Annotated in this window: 19 protein-coding genes and 5 pseudogenes; 13 read left to right on the top strand and 11 right to left on the bottom strand. The window is 56.9% G+C overall.

What is annotated here, in order from left to right:
- Window positions 1-2 precede the first annotated feature (2 nt).
- The 10 genes from PSQ19_RS03325 (at window position 3) to PSQ19_RS03370 (ending at window position 9,391) form a co-directional block, all read left to right on the top strand.
- A complete protein-coding gene (locus tag PSQ19_RS03325; protein ID WP_282219610.1) occupies window positions 3-764 on the top strand; it encodes an isoprenyl transferase in 762 nt (253 codons plus the stop codon).
- On the top strand, window positions 761-1,621 hold the full coding sequence (locus PSQ19_RS03330) for a phosphatidate cytidylyltransferase (RefSeq protein WP_282219611.1): 861 nt from the start codon (window positions 761-763) through the stop codon (window positions 1,619-1,621). The genes PSQ19_RS03325 and PSQ19_RS03330 overlap by 4 nt, the downstream gene beginning before the upstream one ends.
- 33 nt (window positions 1,622-1,654) lie before the next feature.
- The gene (rseP, locus tag PSQ19_RS03335; RefSeq protein WP_282219612.1) at window positions 1,655-2,791 is read left to right on the top strand and encodes an RIP metalloprotease RseP; all 1,137 of its coding nucleotides are present in this window, start codon (window positions 1,655-1,657) and stop codon (window positions 2,789-2,791) included.
- 186 nt (window positions 2,792-2,977) lie between these two features.
- Complete coding sequence (locus PSQ19_RS03340) at window positions 2,978-4,087, top strand: POTRA domain-containing protein (RefSeq protein ID WP_282219613.1); 1,110 nt, start codon at window positions 2,978-2,980, stop codon at window positions 4,085-4,087.
- Complete coding sequence (locus tag PSQ19_RS03345; RefSeq protein WP_282220600.1) at window positions 3,981-5,102, top strand: BamA/TamA family outer membrane protein; 1,122 nt, start codon at window positions 3,981-3,983, stop codon at window positions 5,100-5,102. Before PSQ19_RS03340 ends, PSQ19_RS03345 begins: the two co-directional genes overlap by 107 nt.
- 234 nt (window positions 5,103-5,336) lie before the next feature.
- Complete coding sequence (gene lpxD / locus PSQ19_RS03350; RefSeq protein WP_282220601.1) at window positions 5,337-6,206, top strand: UDP-3-O-(3-hydroxymyristoyl)glucosamine N-acyltransferase; 870 nt, start codon at window positions 5,337-5,339, stop codon at window positions 6,204-6,206.
- The gene (fabZ, locus tag PSQ19_RS03355) at window positions 6,203-6,679 is read left to right on the top strand and encodes a 3-hydroxyacyl-ACP dehydratase FabZ (protein ID WP_282219614.1); all 477 of its coding nucleotides are present in this window, start codon (window positions 6,203-6,205) and stop codon (window positions 6,677-6,679) included. Before lpxD ends, fabZ begins: the two co-directional genes overlap by 4 nt.
- Window positions 6,676-7,482 (top strand): acyl-ACP--UDP-N-acetylglucosamine O-acyltransferase, encoded by an 807-nt coding sequence (gene lpxA / locus PSQ19_RS03360; RefSeq protein ID WP_282219615.1) that lies wholly within the window; start codon window positions 6,676-6,678, stop codon window positions 7,480-7,482. Before fabZ ends, lpxA begins: the two co-directional genes overlap by 4 nt.
- Before the next feature lie 18 nt (window positions 7,483-7,500).
- Complete coding sequence (gene lpxI, locus PSQ19_RS03365) at window positions 7,501-8,349, top strand: UDP-2,3-diacylglucosamine diphosphatase LpxI domain-containing protein (RefSeq protein ID WP_282219616.1); 849 nt, start codon at window positions 7,501-7,503, stop codon at window positions 8,347-8,349.
- Complete coding sequence (locus PSQ19_RS03370) at window positions 8,342-9,391, top strand: lipid-A-disaccharide synthase (protein WP_282220602.1); 1,050 nt, start codon at window positions 8,342-8,344, stop codon at window positions 9,389-9,391. Before lpxI ends, PSQ19_RS03370 begins: the two co-directional genes overlap by 8 nt.
- Before the next feature lie 74 nt (window positions 9,392-9,465).
- On the opposite strand, the pseudogene gltA reads toward PSQ19_RS03370, so the two are convergent.
- Window positions 9,466-10,756: pseudogene (gltA, locus tag PSQ19_RS03375) on the bottom strand (citrate synthase).
- A gap of 159 nt (window positions 10,757-10,915) precedes the next feature.
- Window positions 10,916-12,332, bottom strand: a pseudogene (gene gltX, locus PSQ19_RS03380) (glutamate--tRNA ligase).
- A gap of 270 nt (window positions 12,333-12,602) precedes the next feature.
- On the opposite strand from gltX, the pseudogene PSQ19_RS03385 reads away from it, so the two are divergent.
- Both PSQ19_RS03385 and PSQ19_RS03390 read left to right on the top strand, forming a co-directional pair.
- Window positions 12,603-13,649: pseudogene (locus tag PSQ19_RS03385) on the top strand (ComEC/Rec2 family competence protein); the annotation flags it as partial.
- Window positions 13,650-13,674: 25 nt separating this feature from the next.
- On the top strand, window positions 13,675-14,556 hold the full coding sequence (locus tag PSQ19_RS03390) for a ComEC/Rec2 family competence protein (RefSeq protein ID WP_282219617.1): 882 nt from the start codon (window positions 13,675-13,677) through the stop codon (window positions 14,554-14,556).
- Window positions 14,557-14,640: 84 nt separating this feature from the next.
- Here the strand turns inward: PSQ19_RS03390 and PSQ19_RS03395 are convergent, their stop codons facing one another.
- Genes PSQ19_RS03395 through PSQ19_RS03405 form a run of 3 tightly spaced genes read right to left on the bottom strand, consistent with a single transcriptional unit; the run spans window position 14,641 to window position 17,056 of the window.
- Window positions 14,641-15,516, bottom strand: a complete 876-nt coding sequence (locus tag PSQ19_RS03395) for an SMP-30/gluconolactonase/LRE family protein (protein ID WP_282219618.1) — start codon at window positions 15,514-15,516, stop codon at window positions 14,641-14,643.
- Window positions 15,513-16,124, bottom strand: a complete 612-nt coding sequence (locus PSQ19_RS03400) for a 2-dehydro-3-deoxy-6-phosphogalactonate aldolase (RefSeq protein WP_282219619.1) — start codon at window positions 16,122-16,124, stop codon at window positions 15,513-15,515. Before PSQ19_RS03400 ends, PSQ19_RS03395 begins: the two co-directional genes overlap by 4 nt.
- A gap of 11 nt (window positions 16,125-16,135) precedes the next feature.
- Window positions 16,136-17,056: a 2-dehydro-3-deoxygalactonokinase gene (locus PSQ19_RS03405; RefSeq protein ID WP_282219620.1), complete on the bottom strand. Its 921-nt coding sequence runs from the start codon at window positions 17,054-17,056 to the stop codon at window positions 16,136-16,138.
- Between the two features lie 295 nt (window positions 17,057-17,351).
- On the opposite strand from PSQ19_RS03405, the gene PSQ19_RS03410 reads away from it, so the two are divergent.
- Window positions 17,352-19,157 carry an IlvD/Edd family dehydratase gene (locus PSQ19_RS03410; RefSeq protein WP_282219621.1) on the top strand — a complete coding sequence of 602 codons (1,806 nt, stop codon included), beginning with the start codon at window positions 17,352-17,354 and terminating at the stop codon, window positions 19,155-19,157.
- 70 nt (window positions 19,158-19,227) lie between these two features.
- Here the strand turns inward: PSQ19_RS03410 and lexA are convergent, their stop codons facing one another.
- The 6 genes and pseudogenes from lexA to PSQ19_RS03440 all read right to left on the bottom strand — a co-directional run bounded on the left by lexA (window position 19,228) and on the right by PSQ19_RS03440 (window position 26,861).
- Window positions 19,228-19,944, bottom strand: coding sequence for a transcriptional repressor LexA (gene lexA, locus PSQ19_RS03415; RefSeq protein ID WP_282219622.1), 717 nt, complete (start codon window positions 19,942-19,944; stop codon window positions 19,228-19,230).
- 151 nt (window positions 19,945-20,095) lie between these two features.
- Window positions 20,096-22,546 (bottom strand): malto-oligosyltrehalose synthase, encoded by a 2,451-nt coding sequence (treY, locus tag PSQ19_RS03420; RefSeq protein WP_282219623.1) that lies wholly within the window; start codon window positions 22,544-22,546, stop codon window positions 20,096-20,098.
- A complete protein-coding gene (gene treZ, locus PSQ19_RS03425) occupies window positions 22,543-24,393 on the bottom strand; it encodes a malto-oligosyltrehalose trehalohydrolase (protein ID WP_282219624.1) in 1,851 nt (616 codons plus the stop codon). The genes treY and treZ overlap by 4 nt, the downstream gene beginning before the upstream one ends.
- Window positions 24,386-25,205: pseudogene (locus tag PSQ19_RS03430) on the bottom strand (ABC transporter ATP-binding protein). Before PSQ19_RS03430 ends, treZ begins: the two are co-directional and overlap by 8 nt.
- Window positions 25,202-26,053 (bottom strand): ABC transporter ATP-binding protein, encoded by an 852-nt coding sequence (locus PSQ19_RS03435; protein WP_282219625.1) that lies wholly within the window; start codon window positions 26,051-26,053, stop codon window positions 25,202-25,204. Before PSQ19_RS03435 ends, PSQ19_RS03430 begins: the two are co-directional and overlap by 4 nt.
- Window positions 26,050-26,861 (bottom strand): annotated as a pseudogene (locus PSQ19_RS03440) (ABC transporter permease). The gene PSQ19_RS03435 and the pseudogene PSQ19_RS03440 overlap by 4 nt, the downstream one beginning before the upstream one ends.
- Between the last annotated feature and the right edge of the window lie 18 nt (window positions 26,862-26,879).

The raw sequence follows: 26,879 nt of genomic DNA on the forward strand, positions 1-26,879 counted from the left end.
GGATGTCGATGGATCCTGCTGCAACTGCCACAGACGCTGACAGCGCCCCGTTGCGTATTCCGGCTCACCTCGGGGTGATCATGGATGGCAATGGCCGCTGGGCGAAGGCGCGCGGCAAGCTGCGGACAGAGGGCCACATCGAGGGCGTAAAGGCGCTGCGTAACCTGGTTGAACTTTGTATCAACTATGGCGTGGCCAATTTGACGGTTTTCAGCTTTTCTTCTGAAAACTGGACGCGTCCAAAAGATGAAATAGCGTTCATATTCAATTTGCTGCGCCGTTTTGTTGTGTCGGATCTGGAGCGGTTGATCCGCAACAATGTGCGGGTCCGAATTATTGGCTCACGCCTCGGCCTAGAGCCATCACTGATCCGGCTTATAGAGGATGTGGAACACAAGACCCGAGACAATAACGGTTTGACGCTTGTGGTCGCATTCAACTACGGCGGCAAGGCCGAAATCGCTGACGCTTGCCGCACCATTGCGCGTGCAGTTGCCGCCGGAACATTGTCGCCAGACGACATCACCGAGGCGACAATCGAGGGCGAACTCTATACGAGTGGTTTGCCCGACCCCGATCTGATTATCCGCACCAGCGGCGAGCAACGACTGTCTAATTTTCTGCTCTGGCAGTCAGCTTACGCTGAGTTCGTGTTTGTCGAGGAGAATTGGCCCGATTTCGACGACGCCAGTTTTCTGCGGGTGCTACAAACCTATTCCAGCCGCGAGCGCCGATTTGGCAGCATAGAGGCGCGATCCCGTTGAGCCAGCAGGAAAAGCCCGCCCCGCCCATACAGAATGAACGACGCAACATTTGGGCGGACCTTCGGCCACGCCTGCTTTCCGCGCTCGTTTTGGTGTCACTGGCTGTTGGGGCGCTGTACGTTGGCAGCTATCTTTTCGCGCTGATTGTCGGGGTGGCCTTTGCCGGTGCCTATAGGGAATGGGAGACCATGGTCACCCGCGCACCGCTGAAACCGGTCGGCGTCGTCCTGATCGGTCTTGTGGGCGTGTCGGCCATTGCCTTTCCCGCCTTCGGTATTCTCGGCCTGGCGCTGGTTATCGCCATGGCGTGCGGAATCGCCGTGGCGTTTGGCGGCGAGGGCGTATGGTGGCGCGCGTTTGGCTTGATCTTTTTCGGCTTGGTAATCATGGCGGCGCTGGCGCTTCGCGGCACTGGCCCTGTCGGCATGGTGGCCGGCATTTATCTTGGTATCGTGGTCTGGACGACCGATTCGGCGGCATTTTTTACCGGTCGCCAGATCGGTGGCGAGAAACTGGCACCCGACATTTCGCCTTCAAAGACCTGGTCAGGGGCGTTGGGCGGTTTGGCGCTGGGCACGACATGCGGCACCATTGCCTGGTTTTTCATCAGCCCATCGGCGTGGTGGATCGGGCTGGTTCTGTCCGCAATTGTGTCTCTGTTCGGCCAACTTGGCGACTTGAGCGAGAGCGCCATCAAACGTCATTTCCGTATCAAAGATAGTGGCGATATCATTCCAGGACATGGCGGACTCATGGATCGCCTCGATAGCCTCACATTTGGCGTGTTGTTCGTCTTTGTGCTGGGGTTGATTCATGCTGATCTGGCGCACGTCGCTGCGGGTCTGCTGTACTGGTAATTGTACCACCCTCACTGGGCAAATAGGACAAAAATGCTGCAATTCATCCCCTGGCTGCTATCGTTCGTGATCCCGTTCCTTGTCGTTTTGAGCGTGATCGTGTTCGTTCACGAAATGGGCCACTACCTTGTCGCGAGATGGAACGGCATTGCCATACACACATTTTCGGTCGGCTTTGGTCCCGAATTATGGGGGCGCTATGATCGGAACGGCACGCGCTGGCGGGTGTCGGCCATCCCGCTCGGTGGCTATGTGCGTTTTGTTGGTGACATGAACGCCGCTAGCCTGCCCGACCCAGCCGCAGCGGACGCGATTGATCCAGCGTTGCGACCCCATCTGTTTGTTAACAAGAACGTCTGGCAGCGAATATCGGTGGTGATCGCCGGCCCATTGGCCAACGTCATTTTGACATTTTTCATTTTATACGCGCTGCTGCTTGGTTATGGCCGCTATACGATTCCGCCCGTGATCGGCTCGGTTGTTCCCCAGTCGGTTGCCGAACAGGCCGGGTTTGAGGCTGGTGATCGCATCCTGTCGGTCGACGGCTACGAAGTCCGTGGTTTCGAGGATTTTCAGCGACTCGTGGCCACAAGCCCCGCTCGCAACGTCGACGTCGTCCTTGATCGCAACGGTCGTACCGAAGAGCTCGCCGTCGTGCCCGAAGCCGTTGAGGTAAAGGACCGATTTGGCAACAATCAGCGCATCGGACGGATCGGTGTCAGCCGTGATGTCGAGAACACCGACATAACGCTTTACCGCCCCGATCCCGTCGAGGCATTTGGCATGACGGTCGAGGAAATCCATTTTATCGTCAATCGGACCGCCGCGTTTCTGGGCGATTTCTTCGTCGGTCGGGGGGACGTTGAGCAGCTGGGTGGACCGGTCAAGGTTGCAAAAGTGTCCGGAGAGGTTGCTTCGCTCGGCATAATCGCGCTGATCAATCTGACGGCGCTGTTGTCACTCAATATTGGAATCTTCAACCTGCTCCCGGTACCGATGCTGGATGGCGGGCATCTCGCCTACTATCTTGTCGAGGCAATCCGTGGCCGCCCGCTTAGCCAGCGGGTGCAGGAAGCTGGATTCCGCATCGGTTTCGCGCTGGTGTTGGCGCTCATGGTGTTCACACTTTTCAACGATACTCTGTTCGCATATTTGCGCAGCGCGACTTAAGACCTTGTTAACTTTAGTTCTTGAGGTGTTGCACGAATACACATACGCCAATCATTTGCTAACCCAAGCGCCGCTTCCGCCTTGCCCTTGGTTAAAAATGCAGTAAAAAAGGTGGTAACGGAGTCTGCTCGGGGGAATGCTGTGCATGGCGATTCCAAGGGGCACGGTCGCAGAAGGCAATAAAATATGATCAATCCAACCAAGTTGATGCGCAGCGCTGTTCTGGCGCTTGCAATCCTGGGGGCCGCGCCGCTTGCCGGAACAGCAATTCCCCTGGTGGGCACGCAGGCAACGGTGGCGCAGGATCAGCTCGTGTCTTCGGTGCTGTTTGAGGGCAATCGACGCTTCTCGGACGCGCAACTGCTGACCATGGTCGATGCATCTAGTTCCGGCATATTCAGCCAGCAGCGTGTGCAGGCCGATGTCGAGAGCATCCGGCAGGCCTATGACCGCGACGGCTTCAACAGGGTTTCAGTTGCAACGAGGTTGGAACCGCAGGAAAACGGCCGTGTGCGCGTTACCTTTGTCATTGACGAGGGCGATCGCGCCGGTATCGCGGCTATCAATTTTACCGGCAATAATTCCATCAATGCCGGCAATCTCAAAGGCGCTATCGCGACCAAGGAAACCGGGATTCTGGGCTGGTTGTTCCGTGACGACACCTATGACGAGCAAAAATTGGCCGTCGATCGCGAGCGGGTTCGTCTCTACTATGCCAATCGCGGCTTTCCCGATGCTCAGGTTACCTCCGTTGGTGAGTTTGATGCGTCCAAGAACGCCTATTTCATCAACTTCACGGTCAATGAGGGTGAGAAATATGAGTTTGGCAATGTCGGGATTGAAACCAGCATCAATGGCTTGAACGCCAACGAATTGAAAAGTTCGATTCGAACCGATACCAATCGGCGCTATTCGATCACCGACCTTCAAAAAACTATCGAAGACATGTCATACGAGGCAACAGCACAGGGTTATTCCTTTGCCGACGTCCGTGCGCGTCTTGATCGTGATATTGCCAACCGCAAGTTCAACATCACCTATCTGGTCGATGAGGGCCCGCGGGTTTATGTTGAGCGTGTAAACATCACCGGTAACACCAAGACTCGCGACTTTGTCATTCGGCGTGAGCCTGGAGTTCGGCGAAGGCGACCCGTTCAACCGTTCAATGGTCGTGCGTGGCCGTACCGCCATTCAAGATCTGGGGTTCTTCAAGACCGTCGATGTTACCACCCAACCTGGTTCCGCACCCGACAAGGTCATCGTCAATATTGCGGTTACCGAGCAGTCGACAGGTGAATATGGAGCAACGGCCGGCTACTCGACAGTTGACGGTATCCTGGGCGAAATTTCGTTGACCGAGCGCAATTTCCTGGGTCGCGGTCAATATCTGCGCGCAGCGATTGGTGCTTCACAGTCTGGCAAGACCTTTGACTTTTCCTTCACCGAACCCCGGTTCATGGGCTTGAAAGTGTCGGCTGGCGTTGACGCCTACCACCGTATCGACGACGAAACTGTCAGCAGTTTCTATGGTTCGACGGCCACCGGCGGTCAGTTGCGATTCGGCATTCCAATTACACGCGATCTGTCGACAACGATATTCGCCGGCGGTGAGCACAAGATTATTACTGACAACAATGTCGGTGAGCCAAACTCCAGCCTGGTTGCCGATGGTCAGGAATTCAACAAGGCATTTGTTGGCTACACCCTGACCTGGAACAATGTTGATGATGTCAAGAAGCCAACCGAAGGCATCTATGCCACTTTCACCCAGCAATATGTTGGGTGGGACTTCAACTATATGCGTACCGAAGCCAGGGCGCGTTATTTCATGCCACTGCTTGAAGATAGCGGCATTGTAGCGAGCGTTAAGGGGCAGGCTGGCGTCATTAATGACTTCAGCGGCACTGGCGTGCCGGTTGTTGAAGCCTATAAACCTGGTTCGAGCCTGATCCGTGGATTTGAGGGCCGTGGCCTCGGCCCACGCCTGGCATCTGGTGAATATCTGGGCGCGACAATGTATGCTGGCCTGTCTGCCGAGATCATGTTCCCGATCCCCGTGCTGCCTGAAAGCTACGGCGTGAGCGGCGCAGTCTGGGCAGATGCAGCTTGGGTTGATGGTACGGCTGCCAACGGCGGCGGAGTCGCGCTTGATCCTGGTAGCGTCGACAATAAGTGGCGCTCGTCAATTGGTGCATCGATCATCTGGGATTCGCCTTTCGGTCCTCTACGCGGCGATTTTGCTCATGTTTTGAGCAAGGCAACCTCGGACCGGACGCAGGTCTTCCAGCTAACACTGTCGACTTTGCTCTAGGGCACAGCAGGTGTAGCATTTCATGGAGCCGCGGGGCGGTAGCGCCGCGGCTCCTTTTGTTGCTAAGTGATGTTATATGGTCGATATTCGTTTTCACCGATTTTCCGGGCCGACCACATTGGGCACACTGCTGTCCAGCATCGGTTTTTCTGCGCCCACACTGGCGGCAGGCGACGCAGAGTTTGTCGTTCACGGTGCCAATGAGATTGGTTTGGCCGATTCCGGGAACTGGTACTGGCGGCCAATGCCCGCTATGCTGATGACCTCAGGCGCACCCATGCCGGTGCCGCAATCATTCTGCCGGCCTTGCGTGAGGCGGTGCCGGACAATTTGATCGCGATTGAAGCGGCGCGACCGCATGAAATATTCGCAGATATTCTGGATTCACTATACCCCACCGTTCGACAGCCCGGTCGCTCCATAACCGGTGATCCGGTGCAGTCGCCTCTACTCGAAGCCGATACCGTAATTGGCGCCGGAGTGGTGATCGGCGACAATGTGGAAATCGGTCGAGGTACGGTCATTGGGGCCAACACAGTTATCGGTAATGGCGTAACGATTGGCCGAAATTGTTACATTGCCACCAATACCAGTATTGATTGTGCGCATATCGGCAATGATGTTGTTATCCATTCCGGCGTCAGAATTGGGACAGAAGGATTTGGCTGGCTTGATTTCGGTCGAACAAACCGCAAGGTGCCACAGCTGGGTCGGGTGATCGTTCAGGACCGCGTCGAGATTGGCGCCAATTCGACCATCGACCGTGGTGCGTTGGGCGATACGGTACTGGGGGAAGGTACCAAAATCGACAATCTGGTTCAGATTGGCCACAACTGCCGTATCGGACGTAACTGCCTGATCGCCGCAATGTCAGGCCTATCAGGATCGACCATCGTTGGCGATGGCGTGTTAATGGGCGGCGGCGTCGGCACGTCGGGCCACCTGAATATTGGCAGTGGCTCGGTTGTTCATGGCCGCGCCGCGGTCACCAAGGATTGGCCGCCTGGCTCCAAGCTTGCTGGCGCGCCCGCGCAGGATATAAGAGACTTTTGGCGAGAGTTGGCGACGGTGCGCAAATTGACTAAGGGAGAACAAGGGAAATGAACGAAATCTCGACTGACAACTCAGAACTCACTGCGATGAGTATTGCCGAGATTCTCGAGGCGCTTCCGCACCGTTATCCGATGTTGATGATCGATCGGATCATCAAGATTGATGGCGATGAAACAGCGATCGGCATCAAAAATGTGACCTTTAATGAGCCCATTTTTCAAGGTCATTTTCCAAACAATCCAATCTTTCCCGGCGTCCTGATTATCGAGGGCATGGCCCAAACGGCTGGCGCCATCGTGATCCACCATGATTCAAATGCGGGCCGAAAGAACATCGTGCTGATGCTGGGTGTTGATAAGGCAAAATTCCGCAAGCCGGCGGTGCCGGGCGACCGGATCGAGTTTCACATTGCCAAAATCCAGCGCCGCCGCAACGTCGGTCGCTATGAAGCCAAGGCCATGGTTGACGGGAATATTATTGCCGAAGCCGAAATTACGGCAATGATCGTCGGGGCGCCTCAGTGAGCCAATCGACAATTCATCCGACGGCCATTGTCGGCAAGGGTGCCCAACTCGGTGAAAATGTACGCATTGGTCCCTACTGCGTCGTCGGCGACAATGTCGAACTGCACGACAATGTCGAACTGGTGTCGCACGTGTCCATTGATGGCCACACCGATGTAGGCGAAGCCACAAGGATATTTCCATTTGCTTCGGTCGGCCATCAGCCGCAAGACCTGAAATACGCCGGTGAGCAGTCGCGCCTTGTTATCGGCAAGCGGTGCACGATTCGCGAATCCGCCACACTCAATCCGGGTACGCAGGGCGGCGGCATGCTGACTCAGGTCGGCGATGATTGCCTGTTGATGGCCACCACGCACGTTGCCCATGACTGTATTATCGGCAACAATGTCATCATGGCCAACTGTGTTGGTGTTGCTGGTCATTGTGTCATCGGTGACAACGTGATTTTTGGCGGCATCTGCGTCGTGCATCAATTTACACGGATTGGGCCGCATGCCTTTATCGGTGCCCAAAGCATGATCGACGCAGACGTAATTCCTTATGGCATGGCGCTGGGAAATCGCGCCAGCCTGGCGGGATTGAACCTTGTCGGTCTGCGGCGGCGCAAGTTCGATCGCGATGCCATCCATCGCCTGCGCGCGGCATACCGGTTGATATTTGCAAGTGAAGGAACCTTGCAGGAGCGCGTTGAAGATGCTGCCGAGCTTTTCAAGAACGACGATCTGGTTCAGGACGTGGTCAATTTCATCGGCGCGGCATCGGACCGTCCAATAATGACCCCGCGCAACGGCGCCAGTTCCTGAGCAACAAAGGCGGACAGCGTGGCGGGTAGACTGTCCATATTCGCTGGATCAGGTGAGTTGGTGCCACATGCCGTGGTGGCGGCAAAGGCCGCTGGATACAAAGTTCAGGTGTTGGCGCTGACGCCACGCGATGATTTGGCTGGGGTCAAGGTGGTTTCGGCTGATATCGCCAATCCGCTCGGAATTATCTGGTCACTAAAGATTTTTCGGACCAGCCACATCATCATGGCGGGCGGCATACACTTGCCCGACAAGGCGCGTCAGGACTTGATCCGTTTTGCCGCTGGCGCCGACGCCGACGCCGACGCCGCTGAGGCGATCGCGGTCCCGGTCGGCGATGCGGCGTTGGCCGGACTGGCGGGTGTACTCAAGAAAATGACCGGGGCGGAACTGGTCGGCATCGAGGAAATCGCGCCCGAATTATTAGCCGGGCGCGGCCATATATGCGGCCCAGAGCCCGATCAGGGCGTGGAACAGTCCTGGCGTCAGGCGCTCGAAACAGCCAAGGTCATCGGCGCCATGGATATAGGACAAGCGGCCGTATTGTCGGGAATGCGGGTGATTGCGGTCGAAGATATCGGCGGTACAGACGATCTGATAACGCGTGTCGGCGATCTGGCTCGTGCCGGATTGGCGGGCGATGGCTCGACGCCACTGGTTCTCGCCAAGGCAATGAAACCACAGCAACCAGGCTTTGCGGATTTACCCTCTATTGGGCCAACTACCGTCGAAAATTGCGCCAGCAACGGCATCAGCATTATTGCAGTGGAAGCCGGACGCAGCCTGATCGTCAATAGGGCAAGTGTGGCTGATCTTGCAGACAAGCACGCAATAACAGTGGTTGGAGTATCACTTGACGATGGTTGAGGCGCTCAGGCTGTTTATCGTTGCCGGGGAGCCCTCGGGCGACCGTATCGCTGCCGATCTGCTTACTCGATTACAGGCGCGACTGCGGGTCGACGTGTTTGGCGTCGGCGGCGACGAGATGGTCGCGTTGGGTCTCGATCCAATATTTCCCATGGATGATTTAGCTGTCATGGGACTAACCGACGTTATCAAACGGCTCCCACTATTGCTTTGGCGTGTTGAACAGACGGCTCGCGAAATCGCGCGACTTGCGCCTGATGTGACGGTATTGGTTGACGCTCAAGACTTTTCCAAGCGCGTCGCCAAGCGTGCCCGCGGTCTCGGTTATCAGGGTCCAATGATCTTGTTCGGCGCACCGACAGTGTGGGCGCGGGCGCCACAACGCGCCGCCAAACTGACGCCATTTTTTAACGAAGTTCTGGCGGTATTGCCATTTGAACCCAAGGTGATGGCACGGCTCGGCGGTCCACCAACCAGCTATGTGGGTCATCCAGCGCTCAAAGATGTTGCCGTCGCCACTAGCCACGACGCCGGTATCGTAGTGCTGTTGCCGGGCAGCCGCCCCGGCGAATTGCGCCGACACTTGCCATTGTTGCGCAGCCTTGCCCAGCGCCTCGCCGATCATCCAAACGTTGACGGATTTTTCATTCCGACCTTGCCGCATCTGGTGGCTGACATGCGCGCGGCAGTGGCGGGTTGGGCCATGCCGGTCGAGATCAGCGCAGTTCGTACCGAACGTGCCGAGCACTATCGAGGGGCGTTGATGGCCTTAAGCGTGGCTGGTACGGCAACGTTGGAGCTGGCGCTGGCCAAACTGCCAATGATCCTGATCTACGCCATGGATGCAGCCCAAGCGGCGACCTACAAGCAAATCGGCCAACCTGTAGTTGGACTTCCCAACATTATCGCGGGTTCTTCAATCGTGCCTGAATTTGTGGCGAGAAACCCCGACGTGGCCGAAATAGCTGCGGCGGCTTTGCTATTGGTCGAAAACAAGGAAGCCCGCCAACGCCAGATTACGGCATTTGACGAGCCTTGCTGAACTGATGCTGGTCGGTGAACCTGAGGCGCCTCGCCAGGATCCGGCTGACCGGATACTGGCGCATCTGCCCAAATTCAGCGCTTGCTGATCTCTTCGTAGTCGCGCATCGGCATACCATTGTAAAGCTGGCGGGGGCGACCGATCTTCTTTTGCGGGTCGCCGATCATTTCCTTCCACTGGGCAATCCAGCCGACAGTACGAGCCATTGCGAATAGCACGGTGAACATCGAGGTTGGAAAGCCGACCGCGTCCAGAATGATGCCGGAATAGAAATCGACATTCGGATAGAGCCTTGCGGTCGATAAAGTACTGATCTTCTAACGCAATTTTTTCCAACTCCTGCGCAACCTGCAGCGTTGGGTTATTTTCAACTCCTAAAAGGTCGAGCACTTCCTTGGCAGTCGCCTGCATCACCGTCGCTCGCGGGTCGAAATTCTTGTAAACCCGATGCCCAAAGCCCATCAGCCTGAATGGATCATTCTTGTCCTTGGCACGCGCGATGAATTCGGGGATGCGCTCAACTGAGCCGATCTCGCGCAGCATGCTCAGCGCTGCCTCGTTGGCGCCGCCATGGGCCGGGCCCCAGAGGCAGGCCACACCCGCAGCGATGCAGGCAAACGGGTTGGCGTCGGAGGATCCAGCCAAACGCACGGTTGATGTTGATGCATTCTGCTCATGGTCGGCGTGCAGGGTAAAAATCAGGTCCATGGCGCGCGCGACCACGGGATTGACCTCGTAGGGTTCGGCCGGCACAGAGAAGCACATGCTCAGGAAATTGGACGCGAAATCCAGTTCGTTTCGGGGGTAAACGAAGGGCTGGCCTACTGAGTATTTATAGGTCATCGCGGCAATAGTCGGCATTTTTGCGATCATGCGGATCGAGGCAATCTCGCGCTGCACCGGGTCGTTGATATCGGTGCTGTCATGATAAAATGCGGCCATGGCACCAACAACGCCGGTCATGATTGCCATCGGGTGCGCATCCCTGCGGAAGCCCCGGAAGAAATAGTGCATCTGTTCATGCACCATCGTGTGCTTCGTGACCAGCGCTTCAAATTCGCGCAATTGCTGTTTGCTCGGCAGTTCGCCGTACAGAAGCAGGTAGCAGACTTCGATATAGCTGCTTTTCGCCGCCAGCTGGTCGATTGGATAACCGCGATAAAGCAGTTCGCCTTTGTCACCATCGATAAAGGTTATGGCGCTGTCGCACGCTGCGGTCGAGGTAAAACCCGGATCGTAGGTAAACATGCCCGTCTTGGCGTAGAGCGAACGAATATCAATGACATCCGGTCCTACGGAACCTTCAAGGACAGGGAATTCATAGCTGTCGTCCCCGATGACGAGTTTGGCGACTTTATCGGTCATTTAGCTCTCCTGGATGGCCCACACCCAAATTGATGGAAGTATACGAAAAGTAGGGCCAGCATTGTGGTTCAGGCGTACAATCTACCTCTGAGGTAGCAGTTTTTGTCTATCGCAGGCAATCAATGGGTACGCAAGGCGTACCCTGATCTGCTCACTCGGCTACGGCGCTGCCTGGTCTGACAACCGGTCAAGACTTGCGTCTTTTCCTATCAGCACCATGACTTCAAAAATGCCCGGCGAAACCGTTCGCCCAGTCAAAGCGGCGCGCAATGGTTGCGCCAATTTGCCTAGCTTCAGGCCTTTTTGTTCTGCGAGGGCACGCATTGCGGCATCAATTGCCGGTACGGTCCAATCATTGAGTCCGCGCAAAACCGGCAGCATGTCTGCAAGAAGTGCGCGTGAATGGTCAGTCAATAGGGCAGCGGCTGCTGCGTCAATCGTCAATGGACGCACAGCGTAAATGAACTGGGCCAGATCAATCAAGTCCAGGACCGTCTTGGCACGCGGTTGCAGTTCGGGCAGGGCAGCCAGGACCGTCGATTCATTGGCAATCAATCCTGCTTGATCAACCGTGCGTCCGACTTCGGCCGCTGTACTGACCATCACCTTGAACAGATATTTGGGGTCGGCCTCGCGGATATAAATCCCGTTGATGTTTTCGAGCCTTGACGAAATCGAAACGGGCCGCGCCCTTGTTGAGGGCGTCCAGACTGAACCATTCGATCATCTGATCAGTGGAAAATATTTCGTCGTCATCGTGAGACCAGCCCAACCGCGCCAGATAGTTGCGCAATGCCTCGGGCAGATACCCCATATGTCGATAGGCGTCGACGCCTAGCGCACCATGTCGTTTGGACAGCTTTGCCCCGTCCGGTCCATGAATCAGCGGGATATGTGCCATCTCCGGCACGGTCCAGCCCATGGCGTTATAGATGACGATCTGGCGCGCGGCGTTAGTCAGGTGATCGTCTCCACGTATGATGTGGGTAACGCCCATGTCGTGATCGTCCACCACCACGGCGTGCATATAGGTCGGGGTGCCGTCCGAACGCAGGATGATGAAATCGTCAAGGTTTTCGGTTTTGAACACAACCTTGCCCTGAACGTGGTCATTGACAATGATCTCGCCACTCTGCGGTGCCTTGATGCGGATGACAGGCGCCACCCCATCGGGGGCTTCAGTCGCATCCCTGTCGCGCCAATGACCATTGTAGCGCGGCGCCCTGCCAGCAGCACGAGCCTCCTCTCGCATTTGCGTCAATTCTTCGGGGGAGCAATAGCACTTATAGGCAAGGCCCTTGGCCACAAGTTCCGCCGCAACTTCGGCGTGCCTGTGGGCGCGGGCAAATTGGGATATGGCGTCGCCGTCCCATTGCAGGCCAAGCCAAGATAGACCGTCTTTGATGGCGTCCACTGCGGCATCAGTTGACCGTTCGCGATCAGTATCTTCAATACGCAACAACATCTTGCCGCCAAGCTTGCGTGCATAGGCCCAGCTGAACAGGGCGGTGCGGGCGCCACCAATATGGAGGTAGCCGGTGGGCGACGGTGCGAAACGGGTGACAATTTGAGACATGATAACCAGAACGGTTGGACAGATTGTGCGCCGTGTGTACCATAGGCGAGCATGAGCGCAAGGGCAGGGGTGCGCCAGATGCCGGGGCAAGCAGTGATCGATGCGGATACGGTTGGCAGCAAGGCCAGGTTGCAACCCTTCATGCGGCAACGATTGCCAGGTCGGTTCAATGCCGGATTTACAACAAAGGCGGCTCCTCTGGTCGCCATTGAACGGGCGCTGCACCGCCGACGTCTGATCGTCCTTTTGCCTTTTGCCATGATTGTCGGCATGGTGATTTACGCCGGATTGGGGTCCGAACCATTGGCCTGGGCACTGGCCCTTGTCGGTTTGGCACTGGCGACCCTGCTTGCGATTTCAGGCGCGACAATTGGGCGCCTTCGCATTTTGGTGCTGCTGACCGCTCTGTGGGTTGGGTTTTCGATATTGCCGCTCCACGGATTGCTCTTTGGCACGCCGATGCTGGCGTATCCCGTCTACGGCGAATTCACTGCCCATATAGACGAAATCATCTCGTCGAGCCCTGATGCGCGGCGCATTATCGTTTCTGATTTGCGTGCCAGCGATCCTCGCGACGCGGTGGCAATCCGCCGAGCAAGGCTGTTCCTGGCGCCAACGCCGTCCTTGGCACCCGGCGATATTATTCGCGCAAAATTGCGACTGGCGCCCGTGCCGGGACCGGTATTGCCCGGCGCATTTGATGCACAATTTCACGCATATTTTCAGGGCATTGGTGCCTATGGCAATGTCACGAGTGGATTGGAACTGGTAACGCCCGGCGCCGGATTGGATATGGCGCGGTGGATCGATGGTATGCGTCGCCAGATTGGCGGTCGGATTGATCGCGTCCTGTCCGGGCAGGCCGCTGCCATCGGTTGGGCAATGGTGGTCGGCGATCAAAGCCTGATCACCGACGACACTCGTCAAGTCATGTCAGCGGCGGGGTTGGCGCATATATATTCGATTTCCGGCCTGCACATGTCGCTGGTTGCGGGCGGCATGTTTGCCTTCCTTCGGTTGCTGCTGGCCAGCCTGCATGGCTTTGCCCAGGCCTTGCCGATCAAGAAAATCGCTGCATTGGGCGGCATTGTCACCGCCTGTGGGTATTTGTTGCTTGCGGGCGGTGTGGCCAATGTGCCTGCGTTCCGTTCAACCCTGATGCTAGCGTTGGTGTTTGGCGCGGTGCTGGTTGGAAGGCGCGCGCTGACAATGCGAAACGTGGCGCTGGCAGCCATGGTGATAATTCTTATCGATCCGCCCAGTATCTTCCGCGCAAGCTTTCAATTGTCCTTTGCCGCCGTTGTCGGGTTGATTGGAGTTCTACGAGATGCCGCGTCGGGGGATGCGGGGCAAACACGGGTGGCTTGGCCGTATCGGCAAGATAATCGCCGCGACCGCCACGACAAGCTTTATCGCCGGTTCGGCAACGTTGTTGTTCTCTGCCTATCATTTTCAACAAACCGCGCCGCTCGGCGTTTTGGGAAATGTGCTGGCGCTGCCCGTCGTCAGCCTGATCATCATGCCTGCAGCGATGTTGGGATTGCTATTCATGCCGCTGGGGATCGAGGGGTATTTCTTTGATGCCATGGGCTGGGGAATCGAGCGTATGCTCGACGTGGCGCGTCTGGTCGCCGGGTGGAGCGCCGGGCTTGACGCGCACCCACTATTGTCCGCGACAGCGCTTTTGATCGGACTTGCGGCCTTGGCGTGGTTTGCGTTTCTCGAAGGCTATTGGCGCTACGCCGGACCTCTGTTGGCGGTACCGGCGGTTCTGTTGTTCGGATTTGCGGTTGTGCCCGACGTGTTGGTCGCCGATACCACCCAGGCCGTGGCTATCCGCACCGGCGACGGCTTGGGCCTGCTTGGCGGTCGCAACGGCAGTTTCGCGGTAAAAGTTTGGAGCGAGCAATATTCAGAACCCATTGCCAGCACAGCATCCGGCATGCATTGCGACGATCAGGCCTGCATAGTTGCCGCGAAAGATTTTTCCGCATCGCTTGTGACCGCCTATTCGGCTTTCCCAGAGGACTGCGGCCGCAATCAACTGGTGGTCACCCACCTTCGAGCACCGGCGTTCTGCCGCGAGCAAACCACGGTGATCGATTCAGATGACCTGAAACGCGGCGGTGTGGAGTGGCTGCGCTGGCAACCGGCGGCGCACCGGTTTGACATCAGGCCCGCAATTGCCAGCCTTAACCGGCCCTGGCGAGTTTTGCAACGCTGACTCCGACCGTGTTGACAGCATCGTCAGCCAATGTCGGGTTCGAGTCCTGACCATATCAACCATGTATAGAACCCGCTTGAACTCCTAGAGTGCGACTATTGTCTCGGGCAGGCCAGGCACATCGACCTCAAGGCTGAATATGCCGCCGGCATGTTTTTCCACTTCTAGCTGCTCCGCCGACAGGGAAATACTGGCGCTGGTCACGAACAGGGTCTTGTAGTCGTCGCCACCAAATGCAGGGCATGTCACTTGGCTGACAGGCAGTTCGACCACGTAGTCAATTGATCCGTCAGGCGCGTGCCGCACGACGCAGCTTCCGCCCCATCGGGCGTTCCACAAATAGCCTTCGCTGTCGGTAACAGCGCCATCGGGTGCGCCGCGACCGTCAGTGACCTCGTGAAACAAGCTCCACTCGCCGATGGGCAGGCCGGTTTGCGGGTCGGTACGGCACTGCATGATCTTGTGGGTCGGCGTATCCGCGAAATAGGCCACGGTACCATCCGGCGAAAAACAGGTCGCGTTCGGAACAGCGACCCTGGGAAGAATGGTTGACAGTGTTCCTGCGCGATAGTGATAGACCGCGCCTTGGGACTCACCCTCGTCCTTGAGCATGGTGCCTATCCAGAACCCGCCGGCACGGTCGACGCGGCTATCATTGGTGCGGGTTGCCTTGTTGTCTGCCTCAATTGAAACAATCAACGATTGGGCGCTGGTATTCAGGTTGAAGGATTTAAGCCCCGTTTCCGTCGCAATGGCGAGATTGTCGCGATCAATAACGCCAGCCGCCGCAACAACTTCGTCAAACTGCCACTGTCCGGCGCTCTCGCCAGTTGCCGTGGCAGCGAACAGCGTCTGTCCGGCAATGTCGAAATAGAATAGTTGCCGGCGATCCGGATGCCAGATCGGACCTTCGCCCAGGGAGCATCGACTGTCGATCAACAGCTTGGCGGTCCGGTTCATTCTGACGCTCCTTTATCGTAGGCAGCAACGGCTATCCGGGCGCGTTCTGCAACATCGTCGGCGCTCATGCCCGGCTTGTAGAGATATGTTCCCAACCCGAACCCGACGCAGCCCGCGGCGAAATATTCAACGAAATTGTCGGGATTGGCGCCGCCAACAGCGTAAAGTGGAATGTCGGGTGGCAATACCGCCTTCATCGCCTTGATCCCCTTGGGTCCAAGCACCTCAGCCGGAAAGAACTTGAGCCCGGTTGCGCCAGCCTTGATCGCCCTGAACGCCTCTGTCGGGGTCATCACACCGGGATAGGATTCAAGTTGAATACGCACCGTTTCTTCGATGACCGACTTGTTGGCATCGGGCGACACAATGAATGTGCCGCCAGCGTCTGCGACGGCCCATACCTGCTTCTTGGACAAAACGGTGCCAGCACCAATCTCGGCCTTGTCGGCAAGAGTATTTGAAGCAAGCGATATGCTGGTCAACGCCTCCGGCGAGTTCAGGGGTACTTCGATGCGATTAATACCTGCTGCAACAAGCGCCTCGCAAACCGCGATAGTTTCCTTTGGCGTGATGCCACGCAGAATGGCGATGATGTGTCGATGGGTCATGAGATATATTCCTATGCTGCGTGCTGGCGCGCGGCTTTCAGGCCCGCAAGTACGGCCTCGGTCGCATCAATCAAACGGGTTTTGGCCCCAACCTTGTTCAAGGCGGTTTGATATAGGCCGCATAAAGAGGTTGCGCCGATCAACGGAACTTCGGACTGGCTTAGCCAATCGCGGTGACCACCGATTTCCGAGCCGATCAGAAGACCGGACAGATAGCCCGCGCACCAATCCGGCTTGCGGTTCGACAGCAGTGAACCGGCCCGAACGCTGAACAAAAGCCCCAATAGATCGTCGGGTCGTGCAAGTCCGGCGTCAACCCCGGCATCAAAACCCGTCTCGCGATCCGGGCCATCCAGATCGCCATTGAGTGAATGGCGCAACACCGAATGCGTGCGCAGCACTTCGTAAAGCTCGCCGGTCATGGCCGTGGCAAAACGCGTAATGCGCGCGCCGCTTAGCGCCACCCACTTCGAATGGGTGCCGGGCATACAGACGACACCGTCAAAATCCGGAATCAAAACGCTTAATCCAAGCAGCTGCGTTTCTTCGCCACGCATGACATTTTCGCTGCCCGGCGTTTTCTGGCAAACGCCGGGAAGAATCGCCGGTCGCAATGCTGCGTTAGCTATTTCGGGCCGAACGGCACCATTAGCGAGCGCCTGCAAATTGGCTGGAGCATCAAGATAGGGTGCCTCAATCCAGCCCTGCCGTGCACCGGCCATTCCGCAAATCAGAACGTCGACCGATGCCGCAGTAAACGCCTCGCCAGCCACCACTTCGCTTAGGGCGGCGGGGTATTCCTCCCGGTTCAATTTGCCCATACCCTTTGGAGAGGTATGGCTGAACACGACATCGCCCGACGCGTCGATTCCCCAGGCGCGTAGGTTTGACGTACCCCAATCGACCGCGATCCAGTCCGCTTTTGTAGTCAATATTGCCTCGTCCGTAAGTGAGTCCGGCCCAAGCGCCGCAATGTCGGCGACCCTAATGGCATCAAATGGTTTCAGCCAGACGAAAATGTCCAAATTTTTCGCTGGCTGGAAACAAGCCGTAAGATTGGCATGGACTCCGCGTCGCCCTGATCAGCAGAAACCGCACGCGCAATGTCGGCAAAAACATGAATTAATTGACGGATACCCGTTCATTCTTTTGTCTGACATGTTAATAGAAAGCCATCGCTACTTTGGCGCGACCAATCCCAGGGCGCGTGGTTGAGGAATTCAGACAATGACGGAAAATAAGGGCAACGGATCACAAAGACTGCGTTCACGCGCCTGGTTCGACAATCCGGATAATCCGGATATGACCGCACTCTATCTTGAGCGCTACATGAATTTTGGCGTGTCGCGCGAGGAATTGCAGTCCGACAAGCCCATCATCGGCATCGCCCAGACCGGATCTGACCTGTCGCCATGCAACCGGCACCACATCGTGCTGGCAGAGCGGGTGCGTGAAGGTATTCGCGAGGCAGGCGGAATCGCCATTGAGTTTCCGGTGCACCCCATTCAGGAAACCGGTAAGCGCCCCACGGCCGGCCTTGACCGCAATCTTGCCTATCTTGGCTTGGTTGAAGTGCTTTATAGCTACCCACTCGATGGTGTTGTGCTCACCATCGGTTGCGATAAGACCACGCCCGCGATGCTTATGGGGGCGGCAACCGTCAACATTCCCGCCATTGCCCTGTCGGTCGGTCCGATGCTCAATGGTTGGCACAAGGGTGAACGCACCGGATCCGGTACGATCGTCTGGAAGGCCCGCCAAATGATGGCCGCAGGCGAAATCGACTATGCCCAGTTCATCGAACTGGTTGCTTCATCCGCGCCGTCGACAGGTTTTTGTAATACCATGGGCACGGCGACGACGATGAATTCGCTGGCCGAAGCGCTGGGTATGCAACTCCCCGGTTCGGCAGCCATTCCAGCGCCTTACCGGGATCGTCAGGAAATGGCCTATCGCACCGGCAAGCGGATCGTTGACATGGTGCGTGAGGACCTTAAACCTTCCGATATCATGACCACGGATGCGTTCCGAAACGCCATCGTCGTCAATTCTGCGATTGGCGGCTCCACCAACGCGCCCATCCACATCAAGGCGATTGCCCGCCACATAGGTGTCGATCTAGACCTTCAGGATTTCCAGACACACGGGCATAAAGTGCCGCTGCTGGTCAATCTGCAGCCGGCAGGCGAATATCTGGGCGAAGATTTTTATCATGCTGGCGGCGTGCCAGCAGTCGTCAACGAATTGATGGGGCAGGGGCTGATCCGCGAGGATGCCCTAACCGCCAATGGTATGACCATGGGCGAAAACTGCCGCGCCACTATCGTGCAGGATGACCGGGTTATTCGCCATTTTGACAATCCGCTAATGGCGGACGCAGGGTTCCTGGTGTTGCGCGGTAATTTGTTTGACAACGCGATTATGAAAACCAGCGTGATCTCCACCGAATTCCGCGATCGCTATCTGAACAATCCTGCCAGCCCTGGCGCATTTGAAGGCAAGGCGGTGGTTTTTGACGGTCCTGAAGACTACCACCGCCGCATCGACGATCCGGCACTGAAAATCGACGAGAACACACTGCTGTTCATGCGTGGCGCTGGACCTGTGGGATATCCGGGTGCTGCTGAGGTGGTCAATATGCGCCCGCCCGATTATCTGATCAAGAAGGGTGTTACGGCGCTGGCTTGCATCGGCGACGGGCGTCAATCCGGTACGTCGGGATCCCCCTCGATCCTGAACGCATCGCCGGAAGCTGCCGCCGGGGGTAATCTCGCCATTCTCAAAACCGGGGACCGTGTGCGGATCGATTTGAACGAAGGTCAGGCCAACATCCTGATTTCAGACGACGAAATTGCATCGCGCCGTGCGGCTTTGGCGGCGGAAGGCGGCTACAAATATCCCGCTCACCAAACCCCATGGCAGGAAATCCAGCGTGGTCTGGTCGATCAGCTTGGCGATGGTGCCGTGCTCAAGCCCGCGGTCAGCTATCAGCGCATTGCTCAGACCCAAGGTGTGCCCCGCGACAATCACTAAGCGGCATCAGAATCCGACAAAAAAGACCCGCCAATCTGGCGGGTCTTACTATTTCATCCAGCGCTGACAATCAGTATTTGCGCAACAAACCGACCAGGCGCCCCTGTACCTTCACGCGGTCAGAGCCGAAAATTCGCGTTTCGTAGGCGGGATTGGCCGCTTCCAACGCAATCGTATTGCCCTTGCGTCGCAATCGCTTGAGGGTTGCTTCCTGGTCATCCACCAAAGCCACGATAATCTCGCCGGTTCCCGCCGAATCCTGCTTTTTGATAACAACCGTATCGCCATCGAAAATACCGGCGTCGATCATCGAGTCGCCACGCACTTCCAGCGCATAATGTTCGCCCGAGCCAAGCATTTCGGGCGGCACCATAACGGTGTGGGAGTGGCTTTGAATGGCTTCAATCGGTGTGCCGGCAGCAATCCGGCCCATTACCGGAATGGAAGCGGGGCGGGCATAATCGTCTGTTGACGCACTCATGCGGGATGGCTGTGGGGCGACCTTGCCAAGATTGCCCTCGATCACGCTGGGCTCGAACCGCGCCCGCCGCCCGCCAAGTGACGGGTTCATCGAATCGGGTAGTTTGACCACTTCGAGCGCTCGCGCCCGGTTGGGCAGGCGACGAATGAAACCACGCTCTTCCAGCGCGGTAATAAGTCGATGAATACCGGATTTGGAGGCCAGATCCAGCGCATCCTTCATCTCGTCGAACGAAGGCGGTATCCCGCTTTCCTTCATTCGTTCGTGAATGAACATCAACAGTTCATGTTGCTTGCGCGTTAGCATGGCGCCCCTCAGGCTGGAATCGGAACAAAGACTGAACGACAATAACCGTTCTAGTTATGTTCCGCAATAGTTATCTCTCCGGGTACGGATATTGGCTCCATGCGGCAAGACAACACCTTTTCAATTGCTCAGATCGAGATGGCACGCCAATTTAGTCGATAGCGTCGCCGCCCAGAACAATGACGGGGCCGGCCACGTCGCCGTATACTACAGTCATCGACTTTAGATCAGGTACAGAGGCCTCCAGAAGCGGGGCGCCAACGTGCCCACTGGATAGGTCCGCACACACCACTATCCGATTGCCGTCATACTGCCGCTGAAACGCCAACCGGTTGGCGCCGCAATCGAGAGGTTCGTAGGAACCGGCCGCAAACAGGTCGGGGTGCTGCCGTCTGAAGTGCAGCAGGGTTTGGGTCAGTATCAGTTTTTCGTCAAGCCTCGGGTCGGGGTCGTTCAAACTGTTGCCAAGGCTCGAAAAATCTACCGGGCGCCGATTGTCCGGATCCATGTAGCTCTGTTCCCAGGTTTCCGTGCCGCGATAGATGTCGGGTACGCCGGGAATGGTGAGTTTTAGTACGACTTGGATCAACCCCTTGCGTCGCGTGATGACAACGAACCTAGTCCTTGCCGCGTGAAAACTGGTCATGAATGGCGCATGTGACAGGGCGCGGTCGATAAAATCGCAAACACTGGTTTCGTAAGTCGTGTTGTTAACACCCCAATCACTGCGTTGGCGCGCTTCGCGCAGCGATTTGATCATTGAATTTTTCAGGCGGTGGCCGAGATCGGCGGGTTCGCCATTGATCGGCCACCCACCCAGGAGCAGTTGAAAAAACAGATAGAGATCGTTAGGCGCGACGGTTTGGGCGCCGATGCCGTTCAACTGCAACCGCCAATCGACGACACTGCTTTCCCAGAGTGCTGGCTCGTCGGCGATGGATGCAATGGCGGCGCGCGTGTCCTCGCTGCGCTTGGTGTCATGCGTGGACGTCGCGATCATGTTGTGTCGGTGCGTTTGCAACCGGCGTTGATTGGCGTCGTGAAATGCGTCAATGCTGATCGCAAAACGGTCGGGGTGGGCGCCGACTTCGTTCAGGGCGATCAAGCGGTTGAGCCGATAGAGTGCCGTGTCTTCCAAACCCTTGGCCATGACAGGACCGCTATATTGCTGGAACCGGGCAATAGCGGCATTGACCAGGGTCACCTCATAGCGCGCGGTCAATTGGCGACACAGAAGTGCAGCGACAAATTCAAATAGCGCCGGTTGGATCTGCGGCATCGCGCGCTTGGCCTTGGCGACGGCAACACCGATTTCACGGCGGTCGCGCTCGCTGGTGCCATGATCATCCATATAGGTGCGATAGACAGTCAAATGGGCGATGATTTCCCGAAGGGCACGGCGTATGCTGGCCCCAGTCATGTCGCGTGTGGCCGGTACCGACATTGCACACCGCATAAAATGGCGCGCCAGTGACGAGAGTTCAGCAAACAATTCGTTGTCCATGACACGCAGCTTGCAACGATAGGCTTCGGTCTCCAGACCAGTCACCGTCCCAACGAAATCCTGATAGACAGCATCCAGCGCCGGTTCGGCATCGCCGCACATCAATAGGCGCGTCAATTGAGCTCCGACCTCGTAGCCGGTCGTCCCATCAACGGGCCAGTCTGGGCGTAGTAATTCATGGGGCGCAAGAATTTTTTCAATAACCAGATAGATCGGCCGTGGCGATTTTGCTCGGAGCGTTTCGAGATAGGCTTTCGGATCAAGCAATCCATCAACATGATCGATACGAAGGCCATCAACCAGACCTTCGCCAATCAGGCTGAAGATCAGAGAATGGGCATGTGCGAACACTTCGATGTGTTCGATCTGGATGCCGGCCAGCTCGCTATTGACGAAAAACCGGCGATAATTGATGTCATCTGCCGCAACGGAAAAATGGGCGATGCGCCAATGCTGATCGGCAATGAGCGCATCAAGTCTGGTCCAGCTGCTCGCCTGTCCTGGCGTGCCATTCAACGCCGCGACGACAGCCGCTGTGGTGCCGTGCTGCTTAAGGAGCCGCCTCTCATCCTCAGTACGGATCGGCAGCTTGTCCTTGCCATTGGCCCAAACGGCAAAATCGGCCCCATCGCCGTCCAGCCTGAGTTGTCCGTTCAACAAACTCTGAGCGTAGCTTTGTCCAAGGAAGGGCACCAGAATTTTGCCTTCAAGGTCTGGGCGGGGCGGATGCCACTCGATATCGAACCAGTCGGCAAATTGGCTGTTTGCTCCATGCTTGAGCACATCCAGCCAAAGCCCATTGTCGGCGCCACCAACGCCCATATGGTTGGGCACAAAGTCGAGAATGGCACCCATTTCATGCTGGCGCAGGACGGCAATCAAGCGGCGAAAATCGTCGAGCGAGCCGAGTTCGGGATTGAGTTGGTTATGATCGACCGTGTCATACCCATGTGTGCTGCCCGGTTGCGCCTTGAGGATCGGCGACAAATAGACATGGCTGATTCCCAAATTTGACAGATAGGGGACCAAGGCTTCGGCGTCGACAAATGTGAAGTTTTTGTTGAGTTGCAGCCGATAGGTGGCGCGGGGGACAATCACCTGGGCACCTCGCCTCTAAACACCAACGCGCAGTCGGCAGGCAAAATCCAGAACGCGCCCGGATCAATTGGACGACGCCCCGCGCCATCATAGTCGGGGTGTTCGCTGGACCATGATACACGCCAACGCAATCGGTCAGGTGGCGCCAATAGCGGTTCGGCCAAAACCCCAATACTTAGATCACGGCCGAAATTGACCAGTAGCAGTCGCTCGTCGGCAGCATCGGACACAATATAGCGCACAATCAAGGCGGCATCGCCAATTACCGCCGCATCGATCCGTCGTGCTGTGCGCTGGGAGAATGCCGCGTCGTGCTTGCGCAGAGCGATCAGATCGCGATGCAGCGTCAACATGCCGATATGGCCGTCGGCCTCGGACCAATCCAGCTTGCTGCGCTCAAAGGTTTCTCGGGCCGCCGGATCGGGCAGCGCCGCTTGCATCTGGGGGTCGGCAACGCTGGGGAAATTGGTCAATGATTGCCTGCGCCCGTCGGCTGACATGCGGCCTTCCTCACCTTCCAGATGATGAAAGTAGAGGAAGGGATTGGAGGCGGCGAACTCCTGTCCCTGAAATAGGCTTGGCGTTTGAGGCCCGAGCAATAACAGTGCAGTCATGGCACGCACGCGTGCAGGCGACGCCAGGGTGGTCAGGCGAAAACCACGGGCCGAATTGGCAATTTGATCGTGGTTCTCAAGGAAATGCACGAAGTGCTCGGGCGAGGTCGCCAGATTGTAAGTCCCGTAGGCGGCCGATCGCATATCAGAGCGTTGGCCTTGATAGAGAAATCCATATTTGAGTGCTGATGCCAATTCCTGCGGCGTGCCGAGATAGTCTCGATAGTAAAAGTCATTGTGACCCGTCATGGCCACGTGCGCCGCATGATGAAAATCATCGCTCATCATCCCGTCGACCTCGCAACCGCCGATCTCATGCGGCTCGATCATCATGCGTTGCTGGGGTTGGTTCTCGACCATGACATATATGGCGCGTGGCGCTGCGGCAGCCCGTGCGGAACGGGTGATTTCTGCAACAATATGTTCGGCGCTATCGTCAAGCATTGCCTGAACAGCGTCGATCCGCAAACCGTCAAAATGGAAACCCTCGATCCAGTATACGGCATTCCCGACAATAAAATCGCGCACCGCTCGCGCGCCCTCGCCATCGAAATTGAAAGCGGTTCCCCATTCATTGTCATGGCGGCGGGTAAAATAGGCGTCGCTATAATGTCCAAAATAATCACCCACGCCGAGATGATTGTAAACGACGTCCAGTATGACCCCGATCTCGAGGCCATGGGCTGCGTCGATGAACGCTCGAACATCGTCCGGATGGCCATAGGGTGCAAATGGTGCATAAGGCAGGGTAGTGTCATAGCCCCAACCGAAATCGCCCTTGAATGCGGCAATCGGCATGATCTGGAGCGCAGTTATGCCGAGTCTCTTGAGGGCAGGCAGGCGCTCGGCGGCGGCACGCCAGGTACCCTCGGGCGTAAAGGTGCCGATATGAATCTCGTAAAATATCTGGTCTTGCCGACCAAGGCCGCGCCACTCAGCGTCCGTCCACTCATAGTCGTCCGTAACGACAACTGACGCGCCGTCACTGCCCTCTGGCTGCCAGCGGGAGGCGATGTCAGGAACTGGCGGCGCACCGTCAAGACTGATGCGATAGAGGGTGCCTGGTTTGATATCGCGCACACAAATCGAAAAATAGCCGTCACCATCGGCGCTCATGGCGATGCCATCAGCGCCTTCAATGATGAGGTCGACCGAATTCCTGCCGAGCGCCCATACCCTGAAGGTCGTGCCGTCCGCGCTGTATCGGGCGCCAAAGATGGTCTGATCAAACATGAGGAGCCCCGAACCCGTGTTGGTCTTGGGTAAACGAGATGTGTGTTGGTTGGTTCCTGGTAGGCTTTGCGTGGCGGTGTGTTGCTTGATCTAGCCTCGCGGTCAGCAAGTCGCGGGTGTAGTCGTGCTTGATGTCGCGGGCGCGCAATTGCTCCCGCGTCAATGTTTCTACGGACTCGGCATCGCGCATCACCATCAATCGCTCGCACATGTAGGATATGACCGCCAGATCATGGCTGACAATGACATAGGTCAGTCCAAGCCTCGCTGCGTAATTGGTTGAGAAGATTAAGAATTTCTGCCTGAATTGACACATCGAGAGCCGATGTCGGCTCATCAAGCAACAATATTTTTGGCTCCAATGCCAGCGCACGAGCGATGGCAACTCGCTGTCGTTGGCCTCCGGATAATTCGTGGGGAAAGCGAAAGCGAAATTTGTCGCCGAGACCGATCAGCTCCAGCAGTTCGACCGTGCGGCGTTCGGCATTGGCAACCCCGTTAATATGCAGCGGTTCCGCTATCGCCTGACCAATGGCATATCTTGGATGTAGGGAGGCATAGGGGTCCTGAAAGACCATTTGCACCCGACGCGCCAGATCACGTCGATGGGTGGTGCTGGTGTCCAACCCGTCAATTGAAATTGTGCCGGACCAATCGGTGTTTAGCCCCATCATCGTGCGCAGGATTGTCGACTTACCGGACCCCGATTCGCCAACAAGTCCAAAACTCTCGCCCGTCGCAACATCGAAACTGACATTGCTGACCGCTACCGATGGGCCGAAACGGACGTTCAGATCCCGGACAGAAATCATGGCCGTTCCTCGAGCCAACTGGCGTCTCGTTGCAGCACTGGTAGTGGCGCCAGCGGTCCGTCGATAGAGGGTAGGCACGACAATAGCCCCCTGGTGTAGGGATGTTGGGCAGCTTCGAGTTCGTCGGCCCGGATTGTTTCCACCACCTGGCCCGCATACATGACCAGAACGCGGTCGCAAAAACGCGAGACAAGTCGCAAATCGTGACTGATAAAAATCAACCCCATGCCGCGCCGCGTCACCAATTCATCGAGAATCGACAGAACTTGTTTTTGCACCGTTACATCGAGTGCCGACGTCGGTTCATCGGCGATCAGCAGGTCAGGCTCGCGAACAACCATCATGGCGATCATCACGCGCTGACCCATACCGCCCGAAAGCTCGTGCGGATAAAGAGCATAGACGCGTTCCGGCTCGCGAATATGAACAGCTTCGAGCACCGAAAGTGCCTTGGCCCGCGCGTCGCCTTTCGACATTTTGCGATCGCCAATCCGAATGGCTTCGACGATCTGCAGGCCCACTTTCATCACTGGATTGAGTGAAAATTTCGGGTCCTGCAATATCATGCCCATGCGCCCGCCACGCAGGGCGCGGCGTTGGCCCGGTGTTGTCCGGGTCAGGTCGATGCCGTCAAAAGTCATATTGTCGACGCTGACTCGCGCATAGGGAGGAAGGACGCCCAGCAATGCGCGCCCGGTCAGGCTCTTGCCCGAACCGCTTTCGCCAACGATGCCGAGTTTTTCGCGTCCTAGCGTTAGCGACATGCCCCGCACAGCCTGCGACAACGAGCCATCGTCGCTGGGAAAGGCGATACGCAGATTTTCGATTTCAACGAGATTATCGCTCAATTGCGTTGCCTCAGATGCGGATCAAGCAGGTCACGCATGGCGTCGCCAAGTAGATTGAACCCCAGGCTGACCACAAAAATGGCGATACCCGGAACCGTTGCCACCCACCATTGATCGAAAATGAATTTACGACCGGTCGATATCATCGCGCCCCATTCGGGCAGGGGGGTTGTGCGCCCAGCCCGATAAATCCCAGACCAGCAGCGGTCAAAATGATCCCGGCCATATCAAACGTCATGCGCACGATAACCGACGACATACACATCGGCATGATGTGAAACACCACGATACGAAACTGGCTGGCGCCGGCGAGTCGTACCGCGTTGACATAGTCAGAATTGCGGACCACCAGCGCTTCCGCTCGGGCGAGGCGAGCATAGGGGGGCCATGCGGTTAGCGTAATTGCCAGCGCGGCATTGACAATGCCGGGCCCCAGTGCGGCCACAAATGCCAGGGCCAGCAACAGTTTGGGGATCGCCAGAAATACATCAGTCACGCGCATGAAAATACGGTCGATCCAGCCGCCATAATTCCCGGCAACGGCACCGATCACCAGCCCGACCGGCGCGGAGGTAACAATCACCAGGCCGACGATCAGCAATGTCAGCCGGGATCCGTAAACGATACGAGAATAGATATCGCGACCCAACTCATCGGCGCCAAACCAATATTCGGCACCCGGCGCGCTTAACCGGTCTGTCAGGATTGGTAAATAGGGATCATGAGTGGCCAATATCGGCGCTGCGGCAGCACATATCAGAAGCGCAATAACGATCACAAGGCCGACGACACCCAGCGGATTGCGCATGAAACGGCGGGCAAAACT

The organism is Devosia algicola, from assembly GCF_028816455.1.
In the GTDB taxonomy this organism is placed as follows: domain Bacteria; phylum Pseudomonadota; class Alphaproteobacteria; order Rhizobiales; family Devosiaceae; genus Devosia; species Devosia algicola.